The organism is Bifidobacterium sp. LH_730 (assembly GCF_056355835.1).
Map to the genome: position 1 here is coordinate 1 of NZ_JBKETB010000014.1, position 25,217 is coordinate 25,217.

Annotated in this window: 17 protein-coding genes and 1 tRNA gene; 10 read left to right on the forward strand and 8 right to left on the reverse strand. The window is 60.6% G+C overall.

The window, feature by feature from the left end:
- Window positions 1-47: 47 nt before the first annotated feature.
- Window positions 48-284 (reverse strand): helix-turn-helix domain-containing protein, encoded by a 237-nt coding sequence (locus AC1AUD_RS12095; protein ID WP_476574632.1) that lies wholly within the window; start codon window positions 282-284, stop codon window positions 48-50.
- A 185-nt stretch (window positions 285-469) separates the two neighbouring features.
- Between AC1AUD_RS12095 and AC1AUD_RS12100 the strand changes: the two genes are divergently transcribed.
- A complete protein-coding gene (locus tag AC1AUD_RS12100; protein WP_476574677.1) occupies window positions 470-679 on the forward strand; it encodes a helix-turn-helix domain-containing protein in 210 nt (69 codons plus the stop codon).
- On the opposite strand, the gene AC1AUD_RS12105 is transcribed toward AC1AUD_RS12100, so the two are convergent.
- Both AC1AUD_RS12105 and AC1AUD_RS12110 read right to left on the reverse strand, forming a co-directional pair.
- Window positions 639-712 (reverse strand) — tRNA-Met (locus AC1AUD_RS12105). The two genes, AC1AUD_RS12100 and AC1AUD_RS12105, sit on opposite strands and share 41 nt — an antisense overlap.
- Window positions 713-805: 93 nt before the next feature.
- Window positions 806-1,453: a hypothetical protein gene (locus tag AC1AUD_RS12110; RefSeq protein ID WP_476574633.1), complete on the reverse strand. Its 648-nt coding sequence runs from the start codon at window positions 1,451-1,453 to the stop codon at window positions 806-808.
- A 1,206-nt stretch (window positions 1,454-2,659) separates the two neighbouring features.
- On the opposite strand from AC1AUD_RS12110, the gene AC1AUD_RS12115 reads away from it, so the two are divergent.
- Complete coding sequence (locus AC1AUD_RS12115) at window positions 2,660-4,972, forward strand: alpha-1,4-glucan--maltose-1-phosphate maltosyltransferase (protein ID WP_476574634.1); 2,313 nt, start codon at window positions 2,660-2,662, stop codon at window positions 4,970-4,972.
- 70 nt (window positions 4,973-5,042) lie between these two features.
- Here AC1AUD_RS12115 and AC1AUD_RS12120 read toward each other — a convergent pair whose 3' ends face one another.
- Together AC1AUD_RS12120 and AC1AUD_RS12125 are read right to left on the reverse strand one after the other, a co-directional pair.
- Window positions 5,043-8,396: an S-layer homology domain-containing protein gene (locus tag AC1AUD_RS12120; RefSeq protein ID WP_476574635.1), complete on the reverse strand. Its 3,354-nt coding sequence runs from the start codon at window positions 8,394-8,396 to the stop codon at window positions 5,043-5,045.
- Between the two features lie 653 nt (window positions 8,397-9,049).
- Window positions 9,050-11,659, reverse strand: coding sequence for an S-layer homology domain-containing protein (locus AC1AUD_RS12125; RefSeq protein WP_476574636.1), 2,610 nt, complete (start codon window positions 11,657-11,659; stop codon window positions 9,050-9,052).
- Between the two features lie 369 nt (window positions 11,660-12,028).
- On the opposite strand from AC1AUD_RS12125, the gene AC1AUD_RS12130 reads away from it, so the two are divergent.
- From AC1AUD_RS12130 to AC1AUD_RS12140, 3 genes are read left to right on the forward strand one after another with little or no spacing between them, the layout of a single operon-like run.
- Window positions 12,029-12,559 carry a hypothetical protein gene (locus tag AC1AUD_RS12130; RefSeq protein WP_476574637.1) on the forward strand — a complete coding sequence of 177 codons (531 nt, stop codon included), beginning with the start codon at window positions 12,029-12,031 and terminating at the stop codon, window positions 12,557-12,559.
- On the forward strand, window positions 12,540-12,902 hold the full coding sequence (locus tag AC1AUD_RS12135; protein WP_476574638.1) for a hypothetical protein: 363 nt from the start codon (window positions 12,540-12,542) through the stop codon (window positions 12,900-12,902). The genes AC1AUD_RS12130 and AC1AUD_RS12135 overlap by 20 nt, the downstream gene beginning before the upstream one ends.
- A complete protein-coding gene (locus tag AC1AUD_RS12140) occupies window positions 12,902-13,231 on the forward strand; it encodes a nucleotidyl transferase AbiEii/AbiGii toxin family protein (protein WP_476574678.1) in 330 nt (109 codons plus the stop codon). Before AC1AUD_RS12135 ends, AC1AUD_RS12140 begins: the two co-directional genes overlap by 1 nt.
- Window positions 13,232-13,473: 242 nt before the next feature.
- On the opposite strand, the gene AC1AUD_RS12145 is transcribed toward AC1AUD_RS12140, so the two are convergent.
- On the reverse strand, window positions 13,474-13,962 hold the full coding sequence (locus AC1AUD_RS12145) for a hypothetical protein (RefSeq protein ID WP_476574639.1): 489 nt from the start codon (window positions 13,960-13,962) through the stop codon (window positions 13,474-13,476).
- 79 nt (window positions 13,963-14,041) lie between these two features.
- Window positions 14,042-16,972 (reverse strand): S-layer homology domain-containing protein, encoded by a 2,931-nt coding sequence (locus AC1AUD_RS12150; RefSeq protein WP_476574640.1) that lies wholly within the window; start codon window positions 16,970-16,972, stop codon window positions 14,042-14,044.
- A 360-nt stretch (window positions 16,973-17,332) separates the two neighbouring features.
- Here AC1AUD_RS12150 and AC1AUD_RS12155 point away from each other — a divergent pair, with 360 nt between their 5' ends.
- Window positions 17,333-17,830, forward strand: a complete 498-nt coding sequence (locus AC1AUD_RS12155; protein ID WP_476574641.1) for an inorganic diphosphatase — start codon at window positions 17,333-17,335, stop codon at window positions 17,828-17,830.
- A gap of 182 nt (window positions 17,831-18,012) precedes the next feature.
- On the opposite strand, the gene AC1AUD_RS12160 is transcribed toward AC1AUD_RS12155, so the two are convergent.
- Complete coding sequence (locus AC1AUD_RS12160; protein WP_476574642.1) at window positions 18,013-18,747, reverse strand: hypothetical protein; 735 nt, start codon at window positions 18,745-18,747, stop codon at window positions 18,013-18,015.
- Between the two features lie 471 nt (window positions 18,748-19,218).
- On the opposite strand from AC1AUD_RS12160, the gene AC1AUD_RS12165 reads away from it, so the two are divergent.
- The 4 genes from AC1AUD_RS12165 (at window position 19,219) to valS (ending at window position 25,199) form a co-directional block, all read left to right on the forward strand.
- Window positions 19,219-20,022, forward strand: coding sequence for a winged helix-turn-helix transcriptional regulator (locus AC1AUD_RS12165; protein ID WP_476574679.1), 804 nt, complete (start codon window positions 19,219-19,221; stop codon window positions 20,020-20,022).
- A 1-nt stretch (window position 20,023) separates the two neighbouring features.
- On the forward strand, window positions 20,024-20,683 hold the full coding sequence (gene nth, locus AC1AUD_RS12170) for an endonuclease III (RefSeq protein WP_476574643.1): 660 nt from the start codon (window positions 20,024-20,026) through the stop codon (window positions 20,681-20,683).
- Window positions 20,684-20,839: 156 nt separating this feature from the next.
- Window positions 20,840-22,393 (forward strand): ABC transporter substrate-binding protein, encoded by a 1,554-nt coding sequence (locus tag AC1AUD_RS12175; protein ID WP_476574644.1) that lies wholly within the window; start codon window positions 20,840-20,842, stop codon window positions 22,391-22,393.
- A 67-nt stretch (window positions 22,394-22,460) separates the two neighbouring features.
- A complete protein-coding gene (gene valS, locus AC1AUD_RS12180; protein WP_476574645.1) occupies window positions 22,461-25,199 on the forward strand; it encodes a valine--tRNA ligase in 2,739 nt (912 codons plus the stop codon).
- Window positions 25,200-25,217 lie beyond the last annotated feature (18 nt).

Consider the following 25,217-nt stretch of genomic DNA (forward strand, 5'->3'; position numbering starts at 1 on the left):
CGCAACCGGCCACACAGCCAGCGCATACAACACTTTGTAAGCCCAACTCACCGCGAAACCTCCAACGGCTCACGGCCAAGAAGCGCGTCCACGGAGACATCGAAATAGTCCGCGATCTGACGAATCTGGCGAAGCGTGAACACACTCTTGCCGGTCATCTTCTGAGACATTGCCGAACGGGTTATATGCAGCTCGCGGCTTAACTCGGCACGGGTTACGTGATTGCTCTTGCAAAGCAAGTCAATGGCGGTAGCCGCGCCCTCCGCAACAATTTGATTAGGCATAATTTACATAATAAAGCTTGGAAAGGCACACTTGACACAAAATGTAAAATTAAACCCACCAAGCGCGTAGCCACGCTTTACTTTGTTGTATAATGTCAAGCATGACTACACAGACGATAAACGGCGAAACCACAGCGCTTTCGCTCGAAGAAGTAATTAGCGGAAACATGCGCATAGCCCTAGCCATGCGCGACAAAAATCAATCAGATTTATCACGCGCTTTCGGCGTGTCGCGCGCGCTGGTATCTCAGAAAATGCGTGGAATTACTGCGTGGACTATCTCAGACATGGAAAAGGCCGGGCAATTCCTTGGAATTGCACCGGCCAGATTCCTAGACCCTAACGGTCTCGTAGTAGCGGGGCAAGGATTTGAACCTTGGACCTCTGGGTTATGAGCCCAGCGAGCTACCGAGCTGCTCCACCCCGCGTCGGCACGTCCGTTCGGACAGCTCTATCTAAGATACTGTCCAATCCGTCGTTGTCAACGCGGCGTGTCGCATTTCCTCTCTTAGCGAAATTCTTCACAGACTGCGTCTGCGGATGACCGCCAGCATGAAGGCGCCGACGGCAAGCACCGACACGGCCACGACGAAGATGGCGGCAATGTCTATGCCTGTGTGCGCGAGGTCGGGCTGCGGCTCGGCCTTCGGCGTCTGCGGAGTCGACGGCTGCTTGGGCTGTTCCGGCGTCTTCGGGGTCTTCGGGGTCTTCGGGGTCTCGGGCTCTTTGGGATCCTCGGGTTTCTTCGGTTCCTCGGGCGGAGCCTCGACCAGCACTGTCTCGTCGGCGGCGCCAAGCTCATGCGTGGCAAGCACCTTGCCCTCCGGAGACAGCACCGTGGCCTGCCAATGGACCAGACCGGGTTCCGGCGAACTGATCCACGGACTTCGCACGCTTTGGCGTTTGACCCCGGACTCGAGCTCGATGCGTCCGTCCTCGAGCAGAAGTCCCCTCGCATCGGGCTCGTCATCCTCGCCGACGGCCTTGTATGCCTTGAACACCACGACCGACCCCTCCGGGACCTTGCCGACGATGACAGCTGTATCGCGGAATCGCTCGTCGACCCGCACCTTCTGCGGATCGACCTTCGTCACGATGCTCACCTTCTCCTCCTTCGGCGTCGGCGGGGTCACCGGAGGCGTGACCGGAGGCGTAACGGGCGGAGTCACCGGCGGCTCTTCCTTTGGAACAACCAGATTAATCAATGACCCTTCAGACCATTCTTCCGTACCTGTCCGCATAAAATCTTGTTGGCTATCAACTTGACCTAGTGGCTCATACGAATAAGAAGCAGAAACCGAGACTTTCCCCTCACCTGTTGCAATCCAATCATGCGTCACAGGCTCTTTTTTAGATTCGCCTTCTACCTTTTTGCCTCCAGTCACGAACTCAGCTGGACCGCTGAGCGTCAACACATATTTGGCACCAGCAATAGGCTGATTAGCAGCATTATGAATTTGAACTCTAACAGTCCCCCTCTTTTTGCCATCAAGTACACTACCCTCAACTACCGCTGTCGAGGGAGCGTTTACCTCAGCCTCTTTTTTAAGTTGCTGAATTTCAGATTCAAGACTCGGATTTTCTTTAAGAATCACTAACCGATGCTTTGCCCATAGTTCTTGATTCGGATCATAGGCATCATGGACCAAAATGCCTATTGCAGCATGCGCAGCTTGGTCATTCTTCTTCTCATAATGTTTCATTAGCCAAGCAAGTTGACGCGATTCATCATCTTGGAACGGCTTAAAAGCCCCGTCCTGACCATTATCTTCCTTCTCTACCTCCATGCAGTAATAGTTTTTCCCGGACTCATCCTGGTAAAGCACTCCTATGACGAACGTCTCACCTTCAAAGTCGTAATACAAATTTTTATCCGTATTAGGCGTGAGCTGATCACCGGCATATGCATGGGCCGGAAGGAGGAGTGGAGTGAGGAGGAATAGGGCTAGAAGGAAAGCCAGGAGAGGTGGCAGATGGCGTTTGAGTTGAGATAGCATGACTTCTTCTTTCTGTTGGACCCGCTGCTTCGCGGGGCTGCATCAGAGACTGTCACAAACGACCTGCACCCGGATAGCTTCCCCGGGGATTGTGGTCGGAGGCCGTCGCTTCGGCGTGTTGTGGATAACTTCGGCTCGAAAACCATCCCGAAGACGACGAATTATCCACATATGAGGAAGGAAAGACCCGGATAGGCCAAATCATCCACAATGAACGCGACGCAAAGATATCGTGAAGCAATCATTCAAAAAAGCCAGTCACCACACATGCAGCAAACCCCGGCATCGCAACCATGCGTCCGCAAACCGCATCGCAACCACGCATTCCACGCTCAGCCACGGACGCAATCGCATATGGAACGCCAAACGCCACATACAATGGGGCGTATGGCAGTAGCACATAACAGCGCATCCAAGCGCAACAGCAACGAAGCAACACCGGCCTCCTCGACGAAGACGGCGGCACGCACCACGAAGGCCAAGGCCTCCGCGACCAAGACCACCACCGCGCGCGCCGCAGCCAAGCCTGCGTCCGCCCGCGCCGCCAAGGCCAAGGCCGCAAAAACCGTCAAGCGGACGCCCAGGACCACCAAGCAGACCGTCATCGGCGAGGTCCCCGCACCGGTTATCCCCGTCAGCGATCCGACCCAATTCGGCCGCATCAACGTCATGGACATCACGCCCTGCGAGAACCAGGGGCTCTTCCCGGCGCGCGTCGAGCTCGGCGAACCCTTCGAGGTGACCGCGCAGGTCTTCATCGAAGGCCGCACCAAGGTCGGAGCAACCGCCGTTGTGCGCAACACACGCGGCAAGGAGACCATGCGCCGCCAGATGACCTGCGCGAACGCCGGCCTCGACCGCTGGACCGTGATGCTGACCTGCGGCGAGCGCTCCGACGCCAAGCCTTGGGAACCCGAATTCACGCATGTGAAGCGTCAGCTCGGCGAGTGGACCGTCACCATCGAAGGCTGGGAGGACACCTACGCCTCCTGGCTGCATGACGCCGAAATCAAGGTGGAGGTCAACGACGACGTGGACAACGCGCTGGCCTCCGGCGCGCAACTGCTCGCCCGCTGGGCCGACGCCGAGGACAGCGGACTCGGCGCCCGCGAGCGCAAGCATCTGCTCGACGCGGCCAAGACGATGGCCGACGCCACCCTCACCCCCGAGGAGCGCCTCGCGGCCGCCACCACGGACACCATCACGGAGCTGCACGAGCACAAGCCGCTGCGCGACGGCGTCTCCCCCAGCCAGCCGCAGCGGTTCAAGGTGGAGCGTCCCAAGTCAAGCTTCGCCGCTTGGTATCAGTTCTTCCCCCGCTCCGAGGGCGCCTACGTCGACCAGTCCACCGGCAAGATCGTGCAGGGCACGTTCAAGACCTCGATCAGCGGCCTTGAACGTGCGAAGGCCGAGGGCTTCGATATCGTCTACTTACCCCCGATCTTCCCGATCGGCGTGACCAATCGCAAGGGCAAGAACAACACGCTGACGGCCGGCCCCGACGATCCGGGCTCCGTCTTCGGCGTGGGTAGCGAGCTCGGCGGCCATGACACCGTGGATCCGCTGCTGGGCACGATGGACGATTTCAAGGCCCTGACCGCCAAGGCACATGAGCTGGGGCTGGAGATCGCCCTCGACTTCGCGCTGCAGTGCTCCCCCGACCATCCGTGGGTCAAGCAGCATCCGGAATGGTTCCGCATCAAGCCGGACGGCACCATCGCCTTCGCCGAGAACCCGCCGAAGAAGTACCAGGACATCTATCCGATCGATTTCAACGCGGATATGCCCGGCATCGAACGCGAGGTCGAACGAATCCTCAACCTGTGGATCGAGGCGGGCGTGACGATCTTCCGCATCGACAACCCACACACCAAGCCCGTGCGCTTCTGGCAGGACGTCATCGCCGCGGTCACCAAGAAGCATCCCGAGGTGCTGTTCCTCGCCGAGGCCTTCACCCGCCCCGGCATGATGCGCGCCCTGAGCTACGTCGGCTTCACGCAGTCCCACTGCTACTTCCCGTGGCGCAACACGAAGGAGGAGCTCGAGGAATACCTCGGCACCACCAACTGCGACGACGGCTACTACCAGCACAACACCTTCTGGCCCACGACGCCCGACATCCTCACCGCCTACGTGCGTGACAACGGCATCGCCGGCCATTGCGTGCGCGCGGTGCTGGCCGCGATGGGATCGCCGTCGTGGGGCATCTACAACGGCTACGAGCTCATCGAGAACAAGCAGCGCCCCGGTTTCGAGGAGCAGATCGACAACGAGAAGTACGAGATCAAGGTGCGCGACTGGGAGCAGGCCGATAAGTTCGGCGTCTCCGCGCTGCTGACCTCGCTCAACCGCATCCGCCGCGAGTATGCCGACGTCTTCAGCTATCACAATGTGACGTTGCTCGAGACCTCCGATCCGAATATCGTCGCCTTCGCCCGCCACACGCCCGCCGATCTGACGCGCTCCGGCAAGCCCGAGACGCTGGTCGTCGTCGTCAATCTTGACGGACATAACGCGCATCAGGCGATGGTCCACTTCGAACTCACCGATTTCGACATCGACCCGAAGTGGGGCGCGCATATGCGCGACGAACTCACCGGCCGCGACTTCGCGTGGAGCTGGGACAACTTCGTCTCCCTGGCCCCCTGGGCCGACGTGGCGCACATCTTCCACGTCGTGCACGAGTTCTGAGTTCCACTAGCAAAGCGGGGTGTGTGGTTCAGCTGAACCACACACCCCGCTTTGTCGTCCGCGGGTTTCGTCAGAGTTTGACGAGGTTCTTGTCAATCATGCGGCCAAGGAACGCGGCCGTGTCCTGACGTACAATCGTGCTGCCGCCCCTGAACGTGCCATCGGGGAAACCAGTCGTCACACCAGCGGCCTTCGCCCACGCAATCGCCTCACAATGCGGAGTATCGGCGGTCACATCCGAGAACGACACACCGTCCTTCGCCGCCGGGCTACCGGCCAGACGCCACAGCATCGCAACCATATCCTGACGCAGGATATCCCTGCCACCAGCGAACGTGCGGGTCCCATCGGCAGCCTCAAAGCCCCGGATGACACCCTGTTTCGCGGCCCACAAAATCTCCCGATAATGCGGGGTCGCCGTGGTCACATCCACGAACACGAAGTCCGCCTCCGTGGGCTCGTAATCCGGCTGACCGGCAAGACGATACAGGAACGCAGCCAAATCCTGACGATTCAGAGTCGACATGCCACGGAACGTGCCATCATCGAAACCACGCGTGATATCACGCTCAAGGATCGTCCTGATCTCCTCATGGTGAGGCGTCATCTCATTGACATCCCTGAACATAACCAGCACCTCGAAGGAAGCGGCCTGCTTCGGATCCTCCTTCAAGGCCACGGTCACCTTCTGCACGCCAGGCTTGTCAGAGCGATAGCCGGACACCGTGTATTCGGCGGCATCCAACTTCTTGCCCGACGCATCCGTCACCACCAGTCCGGTCAGGTCAAGTTTGTCGCCGTATGCATACTCGCTCTTCGCAGGTTTCGAAGAGATCTCCAATCCCTTCGAGGGAGTCACGGCTCCACCGCCACCGCTGCCACCGCCACCAGGGGTCGGAGCCGGGGCTTCGCCGGTGGTGTGGGTCACTGCGTCGGACGGCTGGGACGGCTCGTGGTTCTTGTCTCCCTTGTCACGCAGACGGAACTGGTATTCCGTCTTCGCGGCCAGGTTGGAGAAGGTCGGGGAATCCTGCCACTTGTCGGGCCAGTCCTTGTCCGAAGCCTTCCTCGCCTGGTATTCGACGTTCTTTGCCTCCGTCGTCAGGACAACGGTGGTCTTGACGGACTTGTCCTTGTCGACCGCGGGAACGGCCGGCTTGGTGGTGACTGTGCTCGCGGCTTTCTTCACCGTCACCTTCGCGGGGTTGACGAGTGTGGTCTTGCCCTTGGTCAATTGCACCTCGTATTCACCGGCGTCCTTGACCTCGGTGACCTGCTTGCCGTCCTTCCACACGGATACTTTCCAGTCCGACGGGAACGTATGGATCAGCCCGCCTTCGACGGAATTCTTGGAGACAATGGCCTTTTCCGTCACCGTATCCATATGATTGCTGCCGTCATAGGTCAGATTCAACTTGGACAGATCGGGAAGGTTGTCCTCCGTGGGATCGACCTCCGCCTTCGATCCAGTTGTGCCGTCGACCTTACCCCCGCCGGACACATTGCCGCTGCCCTCGACCTTGATCGAGCCGTTGTTGGTGACCGTCGTGTCCTTGCCAAGAATCAGCTCGGAGCCGTCGGGAATCGTCAGCGTCTCGTCCGATTCAATGGTGAACGACGGAGGCGCGGGCGTCCCGTGCACGGTGCCGTTCTTGCCCTCGAAGATCACACCCGACCAATCGTCGCGACCGGTCTGGTCCTTGATCGGCGTATTGGATTTGATCACCGCATTGCCAGGATTGCCCTCGGCATCGGTGGTGGAGAAATTGGTCTCGTAAGGACCCGTACCGGTATCGCCGATACCGCACGCATCGCCAGCGGCCTTGACCACACCACCAGTGATGGTGACATCGCTGCCATTCAGCCCGCCGATACCCACGGCACCATCTTGAGTAGCAGTCGTAGTCACCGCGCCGCCACTAATATTCACCTTGCCGTAGCCGAAGGTACTGGTTCCACCAATGCCCACTGAATCGGTGCCTTTAACAGTGACATTCACACTGCCGTCATTGATGTCTACCGTAGGTTTGTCAGATCCTCCAATGCCAATGGATTCGGCACCAGTCGAATCAATAGAGATGGTTCCTCCGTCGATATCAATGGCTTCACCTTCTCGATTATCATGGCCACCAATACCTATGGCCCCGTCACCAGTGAGCTTGATATTGACGTCACCCGAGCTCATGGCCACGTCCGCCCGGCCATTGGTGGAACCGGCGCCAATGGCAACAGTGTTATTGCCTGTCAACGTGATAGTCACATTGGCACCATCAATCGTCACATTACCAACGCCATTGCCGACGCTGCCAATGCCAACCATATCGTTCTGTTTGCTCTCTACGGTGACAGTACCGCCGGTGAGATTCACTGTGGCGTCTTCGTTTAAACCCGCGCCGATGACCACAGCATCGAAGTTGGTGGCACTGCTCGAAGCATTGACGGTCCCGCCGGAGATAGTGATTGTGGCGGTTTGTCCGTTTCCGCCTCCAATGGCAGGCCCGTCAGAACTGGACGCCGTAACCGTTCCTCCGGAAATGGTGATGATATTGTTATCGCCGCCTCCAACGGCAGGTCCGTCATCCGCATTAACGGCAACGACACCACCACCGACGCTAATCGTGGCAGTCGAGTTCGAACCATCATATCCAGTAATACCATTCTTCGCATCAATAAAACCATCGGTGATGTCAACAATGGTGTTGCTGGTATAGAGGCCAGCGCCGATGTTGCCATTAGCGGTGATTTTGCCGCCCGAAATTACCACCGACGTGGCACTATCACTCATATTGCCGCCGATAGCTGAATACCAACCATCGTTGGTCGTCGTTGCGGACAGGCTACCCGCCCAGCCGTCGTATCCTTCTCCCTCCGCGGCTTTGTCGGAGGTAATGACGTGATTCTTCGTGGCACCGGGGAAACGGATTGCGGCCTGACTACTGGTGATAGTGTTCTCACCGACAAGTTTCAATGTGACGATGGCGCCTTCGTCGACATCGATGCCAGGCTTATTGCTGACGCTGAGGTTAAGGCCGGATAGCGTGATAGTGCCGGACTTAAAAGCATCGGTTACTTTAATGCCCGTGGACCCAACCGAATCGATTGCCATGGACAGCGTGTAGTCGCCGCTTTCGCTAATGGTCAGCACTTTGTTCTCATAGCTATACCCATCGGAGACCGTGGTTTCGACGGCGATGTCGCTGCCTACGAGAGTGACTGGCCCCGTGGGAACTGTTGGCTCCTCAGTACCCGGATCTTCCACCTTGGGCTGTTCCGCGGTTCCGGATGGCAGTTGAGAGTCTGAATTCAATTCCGGCTCCGCGGAAGAAGGAACACCCACCACATTCTGCGACGGAACCGGAGATTCCGGCTCGCTTGCGGAGGCCGTGGGAGCGAATGCGGCGAACATGGCGACCGCCGCCATCATGGCCAGGGCCTTTCCTACCGGCCTAAAGCCAGATCGTATACCCCCCCCCCGTTGAGATCTTTCTCGATAGATGAATGTTCATGGTTGCTCCTTTTCACCGGACGACATCGTCCGTCAAACATCGCGTGGATACGTCAACATCCTCATAGACATATCCACGAACGCCTGATATATCAAGCGTTACGCTAACTCTATACCCGAACACTCTGTTCACCGAGCCGCGGGCATAAATGGCTCATAGGGAGGCATGAATGGTTGTCTGCACCATCGCATTCCCATTATTGACGTTTGACATGCCACACGAGCGGAAGCATCTCAGCACAAAAATACGAACGACGGCCCCGAGTCGTTTGCGCATCTCCACTGTCCAGGGCAAAGGATGGCACCCGGAACTACCGAATATGGCTCGCCATAAACAAAAAGACCACGCCGGCTAAGCATGGTCTGTCCCAAACGGGAAATAGTCCATTTACCGTACGCCCATCCTTGTCGACATCAGAGAAAGACATATCAGCTAAGACATCAACTAAGAATTGTGCACTCGGCTCGGGAATTGTGTATCTCCTCTCCAAAACGGTCAACAGAAGCACCGAAGTTTCAGCGGCCGGGAGAGACGCGGTAAACACAGCTCTCCCGGCCACGTTGCCAACCTGTCAGAACTTGACGAGGTTCTTGGCAATCACGCGACCAAGGAACGCGGCCGCGTCTTGACGCACGATCGTGTCTCCGCCACGGAACGTGCCGTCCTCGAAACCGGTCGCCACGCCAGCATGCTTCGCCCACTCGATCGCCTCACGATGCGGAGTGTCGGCGGTCACATCCGGGAACGACCCATCGCCCGCATCCGGCTCGCCAGCCAGACGCCACAGCATCGCCGCCAGATCCTGACGCAGAATCGGGCTATCGCCCTCATAACGACGCGTGCCATCGGCCATGTCATAGCCCTTGACCACGCCATGCTTCGCGGCCCACAGAATCTCACGGTAATGAGGCGTCGCCTCCGTCACGTCCGCGAACACGAAGTCCTCCTTGGCAGGCGTGTACTCAGGCTGACCGGCCATCCGATACAGGAACGCCGCCAAGTCCTGACGGTTCAACGAACCCATGCCACGGAACGTGCCATCATCGAAACCACGCGTGATGTCCTTCTCCAACAGGGTGCGGATCTCCCCATTGTGCGGGGTCGCCTTGTCCACGTCCTTGAACATCACCAACACTTGGAAAGTGGCGACCTTCGACTCATCCCACGCGAGTTTGACGGACAGGGTCTGTACGCCAGGCCTCGAGGAATCGAAACCAGTCATCTCCCACTGCGCGGGCTTGAGCGTGTCACGCTTGCCCGACGACCAAACCATATCGACCCTCAGGCCATCCGGATCAAACGCCTCACCATACCGATACTCTGTCTTCGACGGCTTCGCGGCAATCTCGATGCCCGTGATCTGATCGGGCACCGTCACCGTGCCACCACCGGGATGGACGGCCGCGGGCACAATCTGCCACCTGCCGGTCGTTCCCTCCGGAGTGCCGGCGAGTTTCTGGGCCTCGTAGCCGTTGGCGATGGTCGTCTGCGTCGCCGGGTCCACGTTGTCGTACAGGCCGCCGGACAGTGTCGTCGCCGACTTGTCTCCCTCGAACAGGATGCCGCCATCCTTGATCGCGGTGAACAGGCCGCCAGTGATCATCACGGATGCATTCTCGCCCGTCGTCTTGATCAGCGGGCTAGTTCCCGAGAACTTGCCACCGCTAATCGTCAATGAGCCTTGATTATCGACGATTACCTTGTCCGAGCCTTCGGAGGAGAGCGCACCACCCTCAACCTTCAAGGTACCCTTGTTGTCGATCAGAACGCTCGGCGCTTGGATACCAACGGTATCAGGCATGACCGCTCCAGTGCCTCCCAAAGAAGAATCCTTCACTGTCAGGGAGCCACCGGCGTTGATGGTCGCCAGTGTCTGCGGAACATTCTTGTCGCTACCGTTTTTAATCGTATGACCGTTCAGATCCAACGTCACCTGTTTGCCCGCATCAACGGCAAAACTGCTATAAACCGTTCCAGCGAGCAGACGCAGGTTCACCGCACCGTCCTCCAGCGCAGCAGCCAAGGTCTTATACGCTTGGTTGTTGTCCGCGTTCACGACCGCGAAGGAACCATTGTATTTGCCTCCGAATGTATTGGTACCATCAATCTTGACCGTATGGTTAGCCTTCGCATTCACAGTGAAGTTAAAGCCGATGGCCGCGTCGAATTTGTTTCCACTAAATGAAATCTCCCCATTACCCTTGATACCGATGAGATACACGCCATAATTCCAGGTTCGTTCCTTCGTCGTATCCACCACCGTATTGCTGTTCACGGTGAGGCCGGAAATCGTTGGAGCAGCTTGGCCCCAGATAAAGCTCAGATGGGGAGACATAGGTCGCACAAAGCCAGTTGGAAGCTTCGACGCAGAAGTGAAAGTCGCTGTGTTATCCGAGATGACTGTGTTTGCAATCGTGCCGGTTTGTTCGACATGCACGGCAGCAGCAGTGGTGTGCTGACCTATATCGAAGGTATTGCCAGTGATTTGCGTGTCCGACGCGCCTTGGTCCAACCATACCGACCAGAATCGATCATAGGTAAAAGCGGGGTCATTGTAGCCCCCATCGCTTACTTTAAGGGGCTCGATAATGAAAGCATTGTCCTTGATCACGGTGTTGGTCGCGCCATTCACTATGACGCTCGTCCCCGTATTGTCATGAGAAGGATCGCCTGTAGTCTCGAGCTTGAAGGTCATGCCCTTGACCGTGACATGATCAGCATTGTTGCCTGAGCCATAAGATCTAATAGTCATCGTGCCTGTGTAGGTCACGTTGGCCTTGTCCGAGGACGTGATGGTGATGTTCGGCTTGTTGACCGTCACATTCTCATCGCTATCGGCGACAAGGGTGACCGTGTCATTCGCCTTGGCGGCATCCACTGCAGCTTTGAATGATGCGTATGTTGTCTCGCCAATCTTGGCAACAACCTTCTGCTGCTGCTCCGGCTCGGCACCCGTCACCGGAGTGCTCCCGGAGTTCTGCGTCCCCGTCTGAGACTGCGAATCAGTCGCCGGCTGCTGCGTCGTATTTTGCGTGGCGGCAGGCGTCTGTTCTGCCACCGGCGCGGAGGTGGTCTCATCGGCCATCGCACTAGGGGCGACGGCGAGCGAGCCCAGCGTGCAGGCGGCCGCGACGAGGGCGACCCAGCGACGCGAGGGAGCGCCGTTAGTTTGCGTTGTCATAAGAATCCTTTCCAGCACAAGGTCAGTCCGCAGCCACAATGACTCCAACTTCCAGCGGACACACCCTCGTGCTGCCTCAACCAATACCCCCCCCCCCAGACTAAGAGGACACCCGCGAACCTTGCAATACCAATGATTTTGAAGAAATTAAGGGGGACATATGCACCCCGATGACATATCTAGTAAGCACATATGATTGCCACATGTTTAACCCCACCAAAAAGGGGATTCCAAGCCTTTCCTTCCAACAGAACATGCCGAGACGCCACCGATTGTGAAAAACCTCACCAGCAACGCGCAATCAAACAATGTAAAAATGGTGCAATTCGGCCATTCTCACTGCGCAGAACCGTGGTAAAATATATTGATATGAATATGAAATTGGAGGACAGGCTGCTGCCCATCGCACGCAGGTGGCACGGGGTGATCCCCACATGGGAAGCCCGCAACGCGGGCATCGACGACAGCCAGCTACGTCACTGGGCCCTAGGCAACCCGGACGTGGACCACCCCGAACGCGGAATCTACGTATGGTGGACCGACGATGAAGACGTGAACTACGAGTACACACATCTGGCACAGACGCTCGCCTCCGCCGGCGAAGGCGCGACGCTCTGGGGTCCGACCGTCGTGGAGCTGCATGGTTTGGGGGCTTGGGCCTCCCCTGTGACGCACATCGCCACCTATGTCCGCAAACGCCCCAAGGAAGGCGTGCGCTGGCATCACGACACCGGATACCGCAGGGAAACGGCAGCCGGCCTGCCATCGCAGGGACTCAACGATGCCCTGGCCGCCTCGCTGCCGTTCATGGACGAAGACAAACGCCAAGCCGCTCTGGCCGACGCCATGGAACGAAATATCCTGACCAAGGAGCACGCCGATGAACTCCTCCGATCCTGATTCGCTGCCGACTGACGCGGCCATAGAACGACCGTCATCCGCCAAACAGCTGTATAAAGCGATGCAACGTCAATCGGCGGGATTGTCGGCCCGGGAGCGGCGCGTGTATATGCAGTCCGTTCACAACGCCATTCTGTCTCAGTTTCTCGATGGCATCGCTTACGTCAAAGGAGGCGCGGCCATCCAGCTGCGCTATCCGCTGCGGGACGGTCGCATGTCCGAGGACTTGGACGCTGCCTATTCCGGATCGCTGCGCGAATTCGAAACCATGCTCGCCGACCGGCTTACGGCGGGCTGGAACGGATTCACCGGCAGCGTCGAGCGATTGCCCCGCCCGTGGTGATGGACCGCATCAGCCAAATCGCGGACAAGCTCCATGCCATCAGCAGGCCCGGCAAAGTCCGGGGCCGAGACCTTGCGGACCTGGCGTTGCTGACACGAAGCGGCGTCGATTCCGCCGAATTGCGTCAGGCCGTCCGGCATATCGAAACGGCGCAGGGTCAGCATCATGTCCATCCCCTCGATGAACGTGCCAAGAATGAATACCGCCTCAGCTTCGAGGAGACCGGCAGCGCGACGGACTTTGAAGAAGCTTGGGAAAACACTCAGCGGCTGCTAACGCAGGTCGAGAACAAACAACCAACGACTGTCAGCAGTCAAGAACCGAATTAACCGTCTTCCGCGCAGAAGGCGGATGAATGAGGCACGAGTATGGCGATTCGTTGCCGGCTCGTCCCCGTCTCGACATTCGAAGAGAGTCGGGCATGAAATTGTGTATTTGGCCCGGGAATTGTGTATTCCCTCTCCGAAACGACCACCGGAAACACTGGAGCTTCGGTGTCCCGATGACGGAGCGGATACACAATTCCCGGGCCAAGTACACAATTTTTGGCTCGCTGGCCCGGCAGCGGGGCTCAGGCTTGCATGACGGAACCGTCGGATTCCGATTGCCCCGCGGAGCGGAGCTGAGGCTGGATGGCTTGGCGTATTTGGTCAAGCTGCTCCTCAAGCTCTTTGATGCGCAGAGCCTGGCTTGCGATGAGATGATCACGCGCGTCGCCTAGACAGCCGTCGGAAGCACCCGCGACCGGCGCAGCCTTACGCGCGGGGCGCGCGCTCGAGCCATCGGTAGACGCAGAGGCCTGCCTCCAACGGGCAAGCGCCCGCTCGATGCGCTTCGAGCCGATGAGACGGGGATCGAGCCCCGCCTCACGGAACAACGCCGTCGGACTCTCGCCATCCATATACCGACGCACGCACTGCTCCCGGAACGCCTTCGTATAGTAGATGCGCCCGTTGCGCACCTCGCGCACCGCCGGCAACGACTCCAAGTACCGCCGCTCCCGCTCTCCGAAACCAACGGGCGAAGTCATAAGACTTGCCGACTGCCGTTCGCCAGTCATAATCATCCCCTCCAGCACACGACAAGGGCTGGGGAAAAAGGCACACGCGCCCGTTCCCCCAGCACCACTGCTGCTCCCGTCAGAACTTGATGAGGTTCTTGGCAATCACGCGACCAAGGAACGCGGCCGCGTCCTGACGCACGATCGTGTCGCCCGGATGGAAGCCACCGTCGGGGAAACCCTGCGCCACGCCGGCTTGCTTGGCCCAGACGATCGCCTGCGCATGCGGAGTCGCCTCGGTCACATCAGCGAACGAAGACCCCTCCGCTTCAGGAGCGCCTGCGAGCTGCCACAGCATCGCCGCCAGATCCTGACGCAGAATCGGGCTATCGCCCTCATAACGACGCGTGCCATCGGCCATGTCATAGCCCTTGACCACGCCTTGCTTCGCGGCCCACAGAATCTCACGATAATGCGGGGTATCCGTCGTCACATCAGCGAATACGAAGTCCTCCTTGTCCGGCGTGTAGTCTGGCTGGCCTGCCATACGGTAGAGGAACGCCGCCAGATCCTGGCGATTCAAGGAACCCATGCCACGGAACGTACCATCGTCGAAACCACGCGTGACGTCCCGCTCAAGCAAGGTCTTGATCTCCTCGTTGTGAGGGGTCGCCTCGGTCACATCCTTGAACATGACCAGCACCTGGAAGGTGGCGGTCTTGGACTCGTCCCACGCCAGCTTGACGGTGACCGTCACCTTGCCCGGCTTGGAGGAGTCGAAGCCGGTGACCTCGTACTGCGCGGGCTTGAGCGCATCCTTCTTGCCCGACGACCACTTCATATCGACCTTCAGACCAGCCGGATCGAACGCCTCACCGATCCTGTACTCGGTCTTCGACGGCTTCGCGGCGATCTCGATACCCGAAATCGTCGGCTCCGACGGAGCAGGAGTCGGGGCGGGGTTGCTCACCGTGCCATTGTTATCAATCACGACATCGGAAACCAAGTATTCCTTCACAGCTTCATTAGGCTTTCCACCAATCGTGAACTTGCCACCGGAAATCTGAGGAGACTTGGTTCCCTGCGCGATCTTGATGGGCCCCTCGAAGAAACCACCAGAAATCGAGATGCCCCCCTTTGACGTGGCACCGTTGACAGCTGACTGAGCAAGGGCCTGCTGGCTGCCTGTTGCCGTGAACGATCCTCCAGTGACAGTGAGCGCACCCTTCTCATTGGTCTGGAACGGATAGTTCCAGATTACGGGAGTAGAGTCATCCTGCGTGGAGAACGTACCGCCGTTGATGGTCGCGACATTGTAGTTGAGTACAGCGGCACGGCGTCCACGAATAGTACCACCGTTGACCACGAGCTCACCATAGCTGTCATTCTTAAGGTACTTGCCACCGGTAATGGTGCCACCGTTAATGGTCAGCTTCGCTTGGTATCCATCCTTGGAAGGCTTGCCGTCGTACCAGCCGTTCGCAATGACGCTGGAGTTGCCGGCAATGTCCTTCTCATGGTCTTTGACGCCTTCGCGAAGCAGCTGCACTGAAGTTCCATCATTGATGGTCAGGTCACCTTGGTTCTGAATTGTGTAATACGTATTGCCGTTAGGCTGATCCGTCCACTTGCCATTTTGCAGAACGACATCGCCCTTTTCCTGGGAGCGCTTGAACGTACCGCCGTTAAGCGTGGCCTTAGCACCCTCCGTGTTGAACAACGCCGCTTTCTGGTGCGACACGTTGTCCACCACGCCACCGCCAACGGAGTCCTTGATGGTCAGCGTGCCGTTGTTCGTGATGGTGTGGTCCGAAGCTTCGTCTTTCTCGACCTTGTTGGTCAGCGTGTGGCCATTGAGATCAAGCGTGACGGTCTTTCCCTCGGGGATAGTCACGTTCGCAGTTTGATTAACAAGCAGCTTGACATCAGTTGCATCAGCATTGAGCGCATCGGCAATCTGCACGTATTCATTGCCGTCCTGATCAGCAGCTCGGAAATTATTGAACGCGACACCGTTGTAGGTGTTGTTCTTAGGCTTCCATGTGTTGGCATCACTCTGTCCCTTGTAAACGGTGTTGTACATGCCGTATTCCGCGTTGTTCAACGTGTTCTCTTCGGCAACGACGTCGCTCGCGTCGGAAAAGCCCGCAAAATACGATTTTGCCTTGACCGCGCTTCCATCGAACGTGTTGCCCTTGAGGTTCACAGTCTGGATGCCGAAATTCTCTTTATTGGTATTCTCATTGCCGTTGCCGATGACGAAGGACATGCTGCCGGAAGCAGCATTCCCGTACGTCGGTCCTGTGACAATACGGTTGTTGGAGATGGTCGTGTTCTTAATCGGCTTATCCTTGCCCCCGACGAGGTTCACACCAACCGACGAGTTGTTCCAGACCTGTCCGAGCTTGAACTCGTTGTCGGCAATGGTGGTGTTGTCGGCGCCGGATTCCAGCCACACGGAGCTGGGCTGCCAATCACAGTCGCTCCCGCACGTTCCCGGCTTGCCGGAATTAATGGTGAACTGATTCTTCTCGATCGTGACGTTTTGAGCCCCACTCACAATGACGTTCTGCAGCACACCCTTATTCGTAGAGGTGATGCTCTCCGTGGGACCAAGCTTGAAGCTCATGCCGGTGACCGTGATGTTGCTCGCGTTGATTCTCATGGAGTTCGTGAACACCACATCTTTATCCGCAGTGACTGTAATCTTCGTAGTCCCTTGCGGAATCGTCACGGATGTGTCTTTAGCGGCAGCCGTCAACGTGACAGTCTCACCGCCCTTCGCCGCCTTGAACGCTTCCTCCAGCGACGTATACGTGCTGTCGCCAATCTTGGCGACGGTCTTCTCCGCCGTCTGAGTTTGATCATTGCTTGGCGTCTGAGACGCAGGAGACTGGACAGGGGCCTGCTGCGTTTCCTGAGTCACCGCCTCGGTGCCAGACGCAGGAGCGTCGGAGGTGGCCTCATCCGCCATCGCGACGGGGGCAATGGCGAGCGAGCCCAGCGTGCACGCGGCCGCGACGAGGGCGACCCAGCGACGCACGGGAGCGCCGTTAGTTTGCGTTGTCATAAGAATCCTTTCCAGCACAAGGCCAGTCCGCAGCCACAACGGCTCCAACTTCCAGCGGACACACCCTCGTGCTGCCTCAATCAATACCCCCCCCCCTAGACGGTTTCCCCTTGCGCCAGCGGCACTCACCAATGCCGATGGCAGTATGAAAAGAGGATTATTCCACCCCTGTCGAAAGCCGCGTTCCAACAAGGCAGCGCTCCGTCTTTATACCCCCTTCATAGGGAAACCCCATAAATCGCACGAACCGAAGCCAAAGGACACGCCGGCGCCCCTCCCCCATGCCCCAAAGCGCACGAAACGCACGAAACGGGTATTGTGGGTTGCGAACATATATCCGACGTTCCAAAGGAGAACGACATGGCAGAGACCTTCAATGTCGTCGTGGAGATTCCGCGCGGCTCGAAGAACAAGTATGAAGTCGACCACGAGACCGGCCGCGTGTTCCTGGACCGCACGCTGTTCACCGCGATGGGCTACCCGGACGACTACGGCTACATCGACGGCACGCTGGGCGAGGACGGCGATCCGCTGGACGCGCTCGTCATGATCCCGAACTCCGTGTTCCCGGGCTGCGTGGTCGAGTGCCGCGCCGTGGGCCTGTATCACATGGTGGACGAGGCCGGCGGCGACGACAAGGTGCTGTGCGTGCCCGCCGACGTGCGCTTCGACGACATCAAGGACGTCGACGACGTCTCCGAATATCACAAGGCGGAGATCAAGCACTTCTTCGAGCAGTACAAGGCCCTGGAGCCCGGCAAGGAAGTCAAGCCCGGCGACTACTGGACCGGCGCGGAGAAGGCCGAGGCGGAGATCAAGGCCGCCCGCGAGCGCCTCGCCGCTTCCGAAGGCAAGTGAGCCCAAGCTAATCGACATATCGTTGCCTAGGCAACGATATTGTGCCTAAGCGTTACTCGGATACCAAGTACGGCATCCGAGTAACGCTTTTTGATATTCGGCGTTATCGAAGCCCATGCAACGGCTTAGACGTTGCTCACGTTCCGATGAACGCGCGCGGGCCGCAATCGCCCGACAAATCATCAACCGAGCAACTGGCTGGCGAAGGCCATGGCGAACACGGCCAGCCCGGAGAACATCACGGGCAGCAGCGCGGCGCCCATCCACGGCACTTTTGCGGCGGGGTCGGGATCGAGCTCACGCACCCAGAACGTCGAGGCGTAGGCCATCACCGCAAGCACCACCAGCAGCGCAACCGTCATGAGCACCGCGCTCGTCGAAGTCAGCACCCATGGCAGGAACATCCAACCGGAGACCGCGATCGCAGCCACGCCTGCGGTCATGCAGTGCGACAGCGCGCGGATGAGATGGCTGCGATCCTCGCGCGCCATCTGGCGGCCGAAGGACACGACGGTCAGCGCAATCAGCAGCACGCCGACCCACAGCGCCCAGTTGACCAAGGTCAGGAACGCGGCATGGTCGGCCGGCGAAGACACGATGCCTGCGAACCCGCCCGGCTGGGAGCCGAAGGCAAGCGTCGCCGACGCCAGACCGGCGACCAAGGCAATCACGCGCTCGGCCTTGCCGGTGCGGAAGGGCCAGCGGATCACGAACCACATCAGGATGACCACGACCACGCCCAGCAGCGGATATGGGAGTGTCAACCCGCTCGCCCCGGGGCCCATATTCCCCGGCAGAAAAGCCGCCAATGCAAGCACCACATAGACGACCAGCTGCACCGCGTAGGCAGCCCACTGCTGCGTCCGCAGCGCGACGCGAGCCTTCGACTTGTCCTCAGCCGCGACCTCTCCGCTCATACCCACTCCCAATTCCACGTTAACAATGCCTTCCATCCTACCCACCATCAATCCCACGGTGCGGCAAACTCCACGGTGCGGTAAACCCCACCGTGCGGTAACTCGCAGAATGGCGGAATATGGCCGAAACCGTGTTTGCAGCACCGTGGAGTTTGCAGCACCGTGGGGTTTACCGCACGGTGGAGTTCGCAGCACGGTGGGGTTTGCCGCACCGTGGAGTTTGCAGCACGGTGGGGCGGCGCCGCGCAGCGCAATGGGGCATGGCGGGGCGCAAACAGGGGACGGCGCGACGGCACGCGGCGAGGGCGGAGGTACGGTCGCGCAGTGACGGCGCCGCACGACGCGGTGGGACATGCGATGCGCGTATAGGGCGACATATGGCGGAACCGCGGCGGCTGTGTCCGACGCACACGCGTAGAATATCGCACAAACCGCGGCATGAGGCGCGACCGAAAACACAGGGGGCACAACGTGACGGATCTGACGTTGATGACGTTCGCCAAGGACCCGGCCTCCGTGCTGCCCTCGCTCGCCCTGCTGTCGCACCGCGTGCGCGTGCTGCCGATGGACGCGGCGAGCCTGGTGAAGATGCCGGAGAACACGATTCTGTTCCTCGACGCGCGCGATGACCTGGCCACCGCCAAAACGCTGTGCAACCTCATCCACGCCTCCGGCCTGTCCACGCCGATCGTGCTGGTGCTCACCGAGGGCGGGTTCACCGTCGTCAACTCGCAGTGGGGCATCGCCGACGTGATTGTCGCAAACGCCTCCCCCGCCGAGGTCGAGGCACGCCTGCGGCTTGTCTCCGAACGGGGCAACGCACCGTCCGCCGGCGCGCGCGGCGCCACGACGCCCGACGGCGTGGCGAACGAGGACGGCCAGATCCGCTCCGGCGACCTGATCGTGGACACCAACGGATACACCGCCTCCCTGCACGGCCAACCGATCGACCTGGCCTATAAGGAATTCGAGCTGCTCAAGTATCTGGTGCAGCATCCGGGGCGCGTCTTCACGCGCGCGCAGCTGCTGCAGGAGGTGTGGGGATACGACTATTACGGCGGCACCCGCACCGTCGACGTGCATATCCGGCGTCTGCGCGCCAAGCTGGGCGGCGAATACGAGCATTTGATCGGCACCGTGCGCAACGTCGGATACCGCTTCGATCCGCCGAACGAGGAGATGGAGGAGTCGGCCGCGCAGGCCAGCGCTTCCAAGGCCGGGCGAAACGGGGACGCCGATTCCACCGCGCCACACGCGGCCTCCGACGGAGCCTGATATGCCCCGCGAGTCGAAGGCCGCGCGGCTCGGCCGTATGCACGCCGAATACGACATCCTCAAAACCATGTTCCCCGCGCCCAAATGCGCGCTCGATTTCGCCAATCCGCTGCAGCTGCTCATCGCCACGGTGCTGAGCGCGCAATGCACGGACAAGAGGGTGAATATGGTCACCCCGGAGCTGTTCGACCGCTACCCCACCGCCGAGGCCTTGGCCGACGCGCGCCTCGAGGAGGTCGAGGAGATCATACGTTCGCTGGGCTTTTTCCGTGCCAAGGCGAAGAACCTTGTGGGGCTAGCAATGGGCATCGTCGAGCGTTTCGGCGGCGAAGTGCCGCGCACGATGGAGGAGCTGACGAGCCTGCCGGGCGTCGGGCGCAAAACCGCGAACGTGGTGCTCGGCAATGCCTTCGGTGTGCCCGGATTTCCCGTCGACACGCATGTGATGCGCGTGACCGGACGGCTGCGTTGGCGCGCCGATTGGCGTTCCACGACCCCCGACCCGGTGCATATCGAGCGGGAGATCACCGCTTGCTTCCCGCCGGAGGAATGGACCGATCTGTCGCACCGCCTCATCCTCTTCGGCCGGGCGACCTGCCATGCGCGCAAGCCGGCCTGCGGCGAGTGCCCGCTGGCAGAGACCTGCCCGTCGGCGCTCTGACGGGTCGTGCCAGGGGTTGAGCCGTCTCGTGGACGGACATCGGTGGCCCAAGAGGCCGCCTTGCCAACGCACAGACACCGGCACGCAGCCACCAGCTGTCAGCGCCGGCCACCAGCGCCAGTCCCGTCCAAGGCGCAAACGCTACACTGGGTTCCCATGCGTGAGACGAATGCGATCCGGGACAACACCCCAAGGAAATGGGCGGTGTTCATCGTCATGGTGGCGCTGCTGTCCGCCTTGCTGTGGGCGGGTTGGTCGTTGGTCGGGCACCGCCCGGCTATCCCCGGAACCACCGCCTCATCATCCGAGACGATCACCGTGGGTCTGCGCGACGCCCCCGCGTCCCTCGACCTGCGCCAGGAACAAGGCGATGCCGTCGGCCGCGCGTTGCTCGGCAATGTCTATGAGACACTGATCGCCCGCGACCAGAACAATGCGCTCCAGCCCGGTCTCGCCGAGCGGTGGAGCATGTCGGAGGACGGGCTGACGCTGACATTGCATCTGCGCGGAAACATGCGTTTCTCCAACGGCGACGCACTCGATGCCTCGGACGCCGTGTGGTCACTGCAGCAGATCATCACCGGCCGCCTGCCCGGATACGAAGGCCTCGGCAATGTGAGCGGGGTCGGCAATCCCGACGCCGGCACCGTCGTCATCACGCTGTCCGCGCCGAATTCCGCCTTGCCGCGCGCGCTGGCCGGCCGCGCCGGTGTCGTCTACGATCAGGACGCCGATATCGATTACGCCACCGAGGCGCTGGGCTCCGGCCCCTTCGTCGTCGCCGACAGCGCGAAGGACGGCAACGGCACCCTCACCTCGATCGATTTGGAGCGCAATACCGATTATTGGGGAGACAAGGCCGCCTCGGCGCGCGTCACGCTGCGCTATTACGCCGACGACGCGGCGCTGGCGCAGGCGCTCAAAGACGGCAAGGCCGACGCGATTATGCCGGCCGACGCCGCCACAGCCGACGGGCTCAAGAACAGCGCAGACGCAACAGTTGCGGCCGGGCAAACCACCGACGTCAAGGTGCTCGTCTTCAACAACGGCAACGATTCGATATTCTCCGACGAGCAGGTGCGCGGCGCGGTCCGCCATCTCATCGACCGCAATGCCATCGCCGGCTCCCGCCCAGACGCGGGGCAACCGCTCGGCGGCCCCATCGCCCCCTTGGAACCCGGCTACGAGGATCTGACGGGTCTGTTCCCTTATGACATGGCCAAGGCGCGTTCGATGCTGAGCTATTTCTCCGCCGGATATCTCGGCACGATGCGGCTGGTCGTCGAGGCCGCTGACCAACCGCTGGCGCAGACCATCGCCGACCAGCTGTCGGCCGGCGGGCTCGCCGTCGAGGTGCAGACGGTCGCCTCGCACGACGAATACGCCGCGCGCATCGAGGCGAAGGACTACGACATGACCTTGGCCACGGCGCGCGGCGAGGCGGGCATCGCTGCCTTCGCGAGTTCCCAGTCCCCGTATTGGTTCGAGAACGCCGACGCACAGCAGGCGTATGCGGCGGCGATGGCGGCGACGAACGACCAGGACTATCAGAACCGGCTCAAGGAATACGCCCGCGTCGTCAGCCAGCACTCGGCCAGCGACTGGCTGTATGTCATCGAATCACGCGTGGTGACGGCGAAGGGAATATCCGGCATGCCCGCGAATATGACCGATGTGACGCTGCCGCTCAGCCAGCTGCGGAAGGCCTGAACTACTGCCACAACCAAGCCAAGACCGGCCGCAGCCCTTGTCACACAACGGCCCTAGACTGGCGCGTATGACTGAAACCAACTCCATCACCGCGAATCTGAGCCCGTTGCCCGACAAAGTCGGCGTGGACGGACTCGAGGACAAGTGGCGCGCCGTCTGGGACGAGGACGGCACCTACCGCTTCAACAAGGACGGCGAGACGCGCGACCGCAAGGCCGTGTATTCGATCGACACCCCGCCGCCCACCGTCTCCGGCTCGCTGCACGTCGGCCATGTGTTCTCCTACACGCACACCGACGTCATCGCGCGCTACAAGCGCATGCGCGGTTTCGACGTGTTCTATCCGATGGGTTGGGACGACAACGGCCTGCCCACCGAGCGCCGCGTGCAGAACTATTACGGCGTACGTGTGGACACTTCCCTCAAGTACGACCCCGATTTCAAGCCGCCGTTCGAGGGCACCGAGGGCAAGAAGATCCAAGCCAAGGACCAGGTGCCCTGCTCCCGCCAGAACTTCATCGAGCTGTGCGAGCAGCTGATCGGCCAGGACGAGCAGAAGTTCGAGGCGCTGTGGCGTCGCCTCGGTCTGTCGATCGACTGGACGCAGACCTATCACACCATCGGCGAGCATCCGCGCCGCGTGGCGCAGAAGGCGTTCCTGCGCAACCTCGCGCGCGGCGAAGCCTACCAACAGGAGGCGCCGGGCCTGTGGGATGTGACCTTCCAGACCGCCGTGGCCCAGGCCGAGCTTGAGAGCCGCGAATATCCGGGCTTCTATCACAAGGTGGCCTTCCGCTTCGAGGACGGCACCCCGATCTACATCGAGACGACCCGCCCCGAGCTGCTGGCGGCCTGCACCTCGCTGATCGCGCACCCGGACGACGAGCGCTACAAGCCGTATTTCGGCAAGCATGTGTATTCCCCGCTGTTCCATGTGGAGGTGCCGATTCTCGCGCACCCGGCCGCGGAGATGGACAAGGGCGCCGGCATCGCCATGTGCTGCACCTTCGGCGACGTGACCGACGTCGAATGGTGGCGCGATCTGAAGCTGCCGACCCGTTCGATCATCCAGCGCAACGGCCGCATCGCGATGGACACCCCCGACTGGATCACTGACCCGGCCGGCCGCGCTGTCTTCGAGGAGACCGCCGGCAAGACGACGTTCTCGGCCCGCCAGATCATCGTTGATAAGCTGCGTGAATCCGGCGATCTCGACGGAGAGCCGACGCCGACGAAGCGTATGACGAACTTCTATGAGAAGGGCGACAAGCCGCTGGAAATCGTCACCTCGCGCCAGTGGTATCTGCGCAACGGCGGCACGGACGCTGATCTCAACGCCGAGCTTATTTCGCGCGGCAAGGAACTCGAGTTCCACCCCGATTTCATGCGCGTGCGCTATGAGAACTGGGTGCATGGCCTGAACGGCGACTGGCTGATCTCCCGCCAGCGCTTCTTCGGTGTGCCGTTCCCGCTGTGGTATCCGGTGCGCGAGGATGGCACGGCGGATTACGATCACCCGATCACGCCCTCCGAGGACCGTCTGCCGATCGACCCGACCTCCGATGTGCCGGAAGGCTTCACCGAGGACCAGCGCGACGTGCCCGGCGGCTTCACGGCCGAGCAGGACATCATGGACACCTGGGCGACCTCCTCGCTGACCCCGCAGATCGTCACCCACTGGGAGGAACAGGACGAGGCCTCGAAGGCGCTGTTCAAGATGACCTTCCCGATGGATCTGCGCCCGCAGGGCCAGGACATCATCCGCACCTGGCTGTTCTCCACCGTGGACCGCGCGCATCTCGAGAACAAGTGCCTGCCGTGGGCGCATGCCACGCTCTCGGGCTGGATCCTCGACCCGGATCACAAGAAGATGTCGAAGTCCAAGGGCAACGTCGTGGTGCCGAACGAGCCAATCGAGAAGTTCGGCGCGGACGCGGTGCGCTATTGGTCCGCCTCCGCCCGCCTGGGCCTCGACGCCACCTATGACGAGGGCCAGATGAAGATCGGCCGCCGCCTGGCCATCAAGCTGCTCAACGCCACGAAGTTCGCGCTGGCCATCGGCCGCGAGGACGAGAACCATCATGTGGGCGAAGCCGGTTCCGCCGTGTGGAACCCGGCCGACGTGACCGAGGCCCTGGACCGCGCCGCGATGGCGAAGATGGCCGCCGTTGTGCGCGAGGCCACCGCCAATCTGGAGGCCTATGAGCATTCCAAGGCGCTTGAGGCCATCGAAAGCTTCTTCTGGCAGTTCTGCGACGACTACATCGAGCTGGTGAAGAACCGCGCCTATGGCACGGCCGACTCCACCGGGCATGTGCCTTCCGAGGCCGCCGTGAAGTCGGCGCGCACCGCGCTGGGCCTGGGACTCGACGCCTTCGCCCGTCTGCTCGCGCCGTATCTGCCCTATGCGACCGAGGAGGTCTGGGGCTGGATGCATGCCGGCTCCGGTTCGGTGCACCGCGCCGCTTGGCCGACCGCCGATGTCTACGAGACCGCCGCGGGCGATGCCTCGGCCGACCTGCTGGTCCACGCCGGCGAGGCGCTGGCCGCGCTGCGCGGCATCAAGTCACAGGCCAAGGTCTCGATGAAGACCCCGGTGCTCTCGGCTACGCTGTGCGTGCCGGCCGACGCCGTGGCTGGTCTGGAAGCCGTGCGCGACGATATCGCCGAGGCCGGCCGCGTCACCGGTCCGCTTGAGTTCGTGCCCGCCGCCGAAAGCGGCGACGCCGAGGGCGAAGGCGACCAGAGCGTCACCATCGCCTCCTCCGAGCTCGGCGAGCCGCCGGCCAAAAAGCCGAAGGCCTGATGTCTTTTGTCTTTTCGG

What these genes read in the sequence shown, in the direction of transcription:
- AC1AUD_RS12100 (WP_476574677.1), top strand. Translation starts at nt 470, where the DNA reads ATGCGCGACAAAAATCAATCAGATTTATCACGCGCTTTCGGCGTGTCG.
- AC1AUD_RS12115 (WP_476574634.1), top strand. Translation starts at nt 2,660, where the DNA reads ATGGGGCGTATGGCAGTAGCACATAACAGCGCATCCAAGCGCAACAGC.
- AC1AUD_RS12150 (WP_476574640.1), bottom strand. Translation starts at nt 16,972, where the DNA reads ATGACAACGCAAACTAACGGCGCTCCCGTGCGTCGCTGGGTCGCCCTC.
- AC1AUD_RS12175 (WP_476574644.1), top strand. Translation starts at nt 20,840, where the DNA reads ATGCGTGAGACGAATGCGATCCGGGACAACACCCCAAGGAAATGGGCG.
- AC1AUD_RS12125 (WP_476574636.1), bottom strand. Translation starts at nt 11,659, where the DNA reads ATGACAACGCAAACTAACGGCGCTCCCTCGCGTCGCTGGGTCGCCCTC.
- AC1AUD_RS12095 (WP_476574632.1), bottom strand. Translation starts at nt 284, where the DNA reads ATGCCTAATCAAATTGTTGCGGAGGGCGCGGCTACCGCCATTGACTTG.
- nth (WP_476574643.1), top strand. Translation starts at nt 20,024, where the DNA reads ATGCCCCGCGAGTCGAAGGCCGCGCGGCTCGGCCGTATGCACGCCGAA.
- valS (WP_476574645.1), top strand. Translation starts at nt 22,461, where the DNA reads ATGACTGAAACCAACTCCATCACCGCGAATCTGAGCCCGTTGCCCGAC.
- AC1AUD_RS12135 (WP_476574638.1), top strand. Translation starts at nt 12,540, where the DNA reads ATGAACTCCTCCGATCCTGATTCGCTGCCGACTGACGCGGCCATAGAA.
- AC1AUD_RS12120 (WP_476574635.1), bottom strand. Translation starts at nt 8,396, where the DNA reads ATGATGGCGGCGGTCGCCATGTTCGCCGCATTCGCTCCCACGGCCTCC.
- AC1AUD_RS12155 (WP_476574641.1), top strand. Translation starts at nt 17,333, where the DNA reads ATGGCAGAGACCTTCAATGTCGTCGTGGAGATTCCGCGCGGCTCGAAG.
- AC1AUD_RS12160 (WP_476574642.1), bottom strand. Translation starts at nt 18,747, where the DNA reads ATGAGCGGAGAGGTCGCGGCTGAGGACAAGTCGAAGGCTCGCGTCGCG.
- AC1AUD_RS12145 (WP_476574639.1), bottom strand. Translation starts at nt 13,962, where the DNA reads ATGACTGGCGAACGGCAGTCGGCAAGTCTTATGACTTCGCCCGTTGGT.
- AC1AUD_RS12130 (WP_476574637.1), top strand. Translation starts at nt 12,029, where the DNA reads ATGAATATGAAATTGGAGGACAGGCTGCTGCCCATCGCACGCAGGTGG.
- AC1AUD_RS12140 (WP_476574678.1), top strand. Translation starts at nt 12,902, where the DNA reads ATGGACCGCATCAGCCAAATCGCGGACAAGCTCCATGCCATCAGCAGG.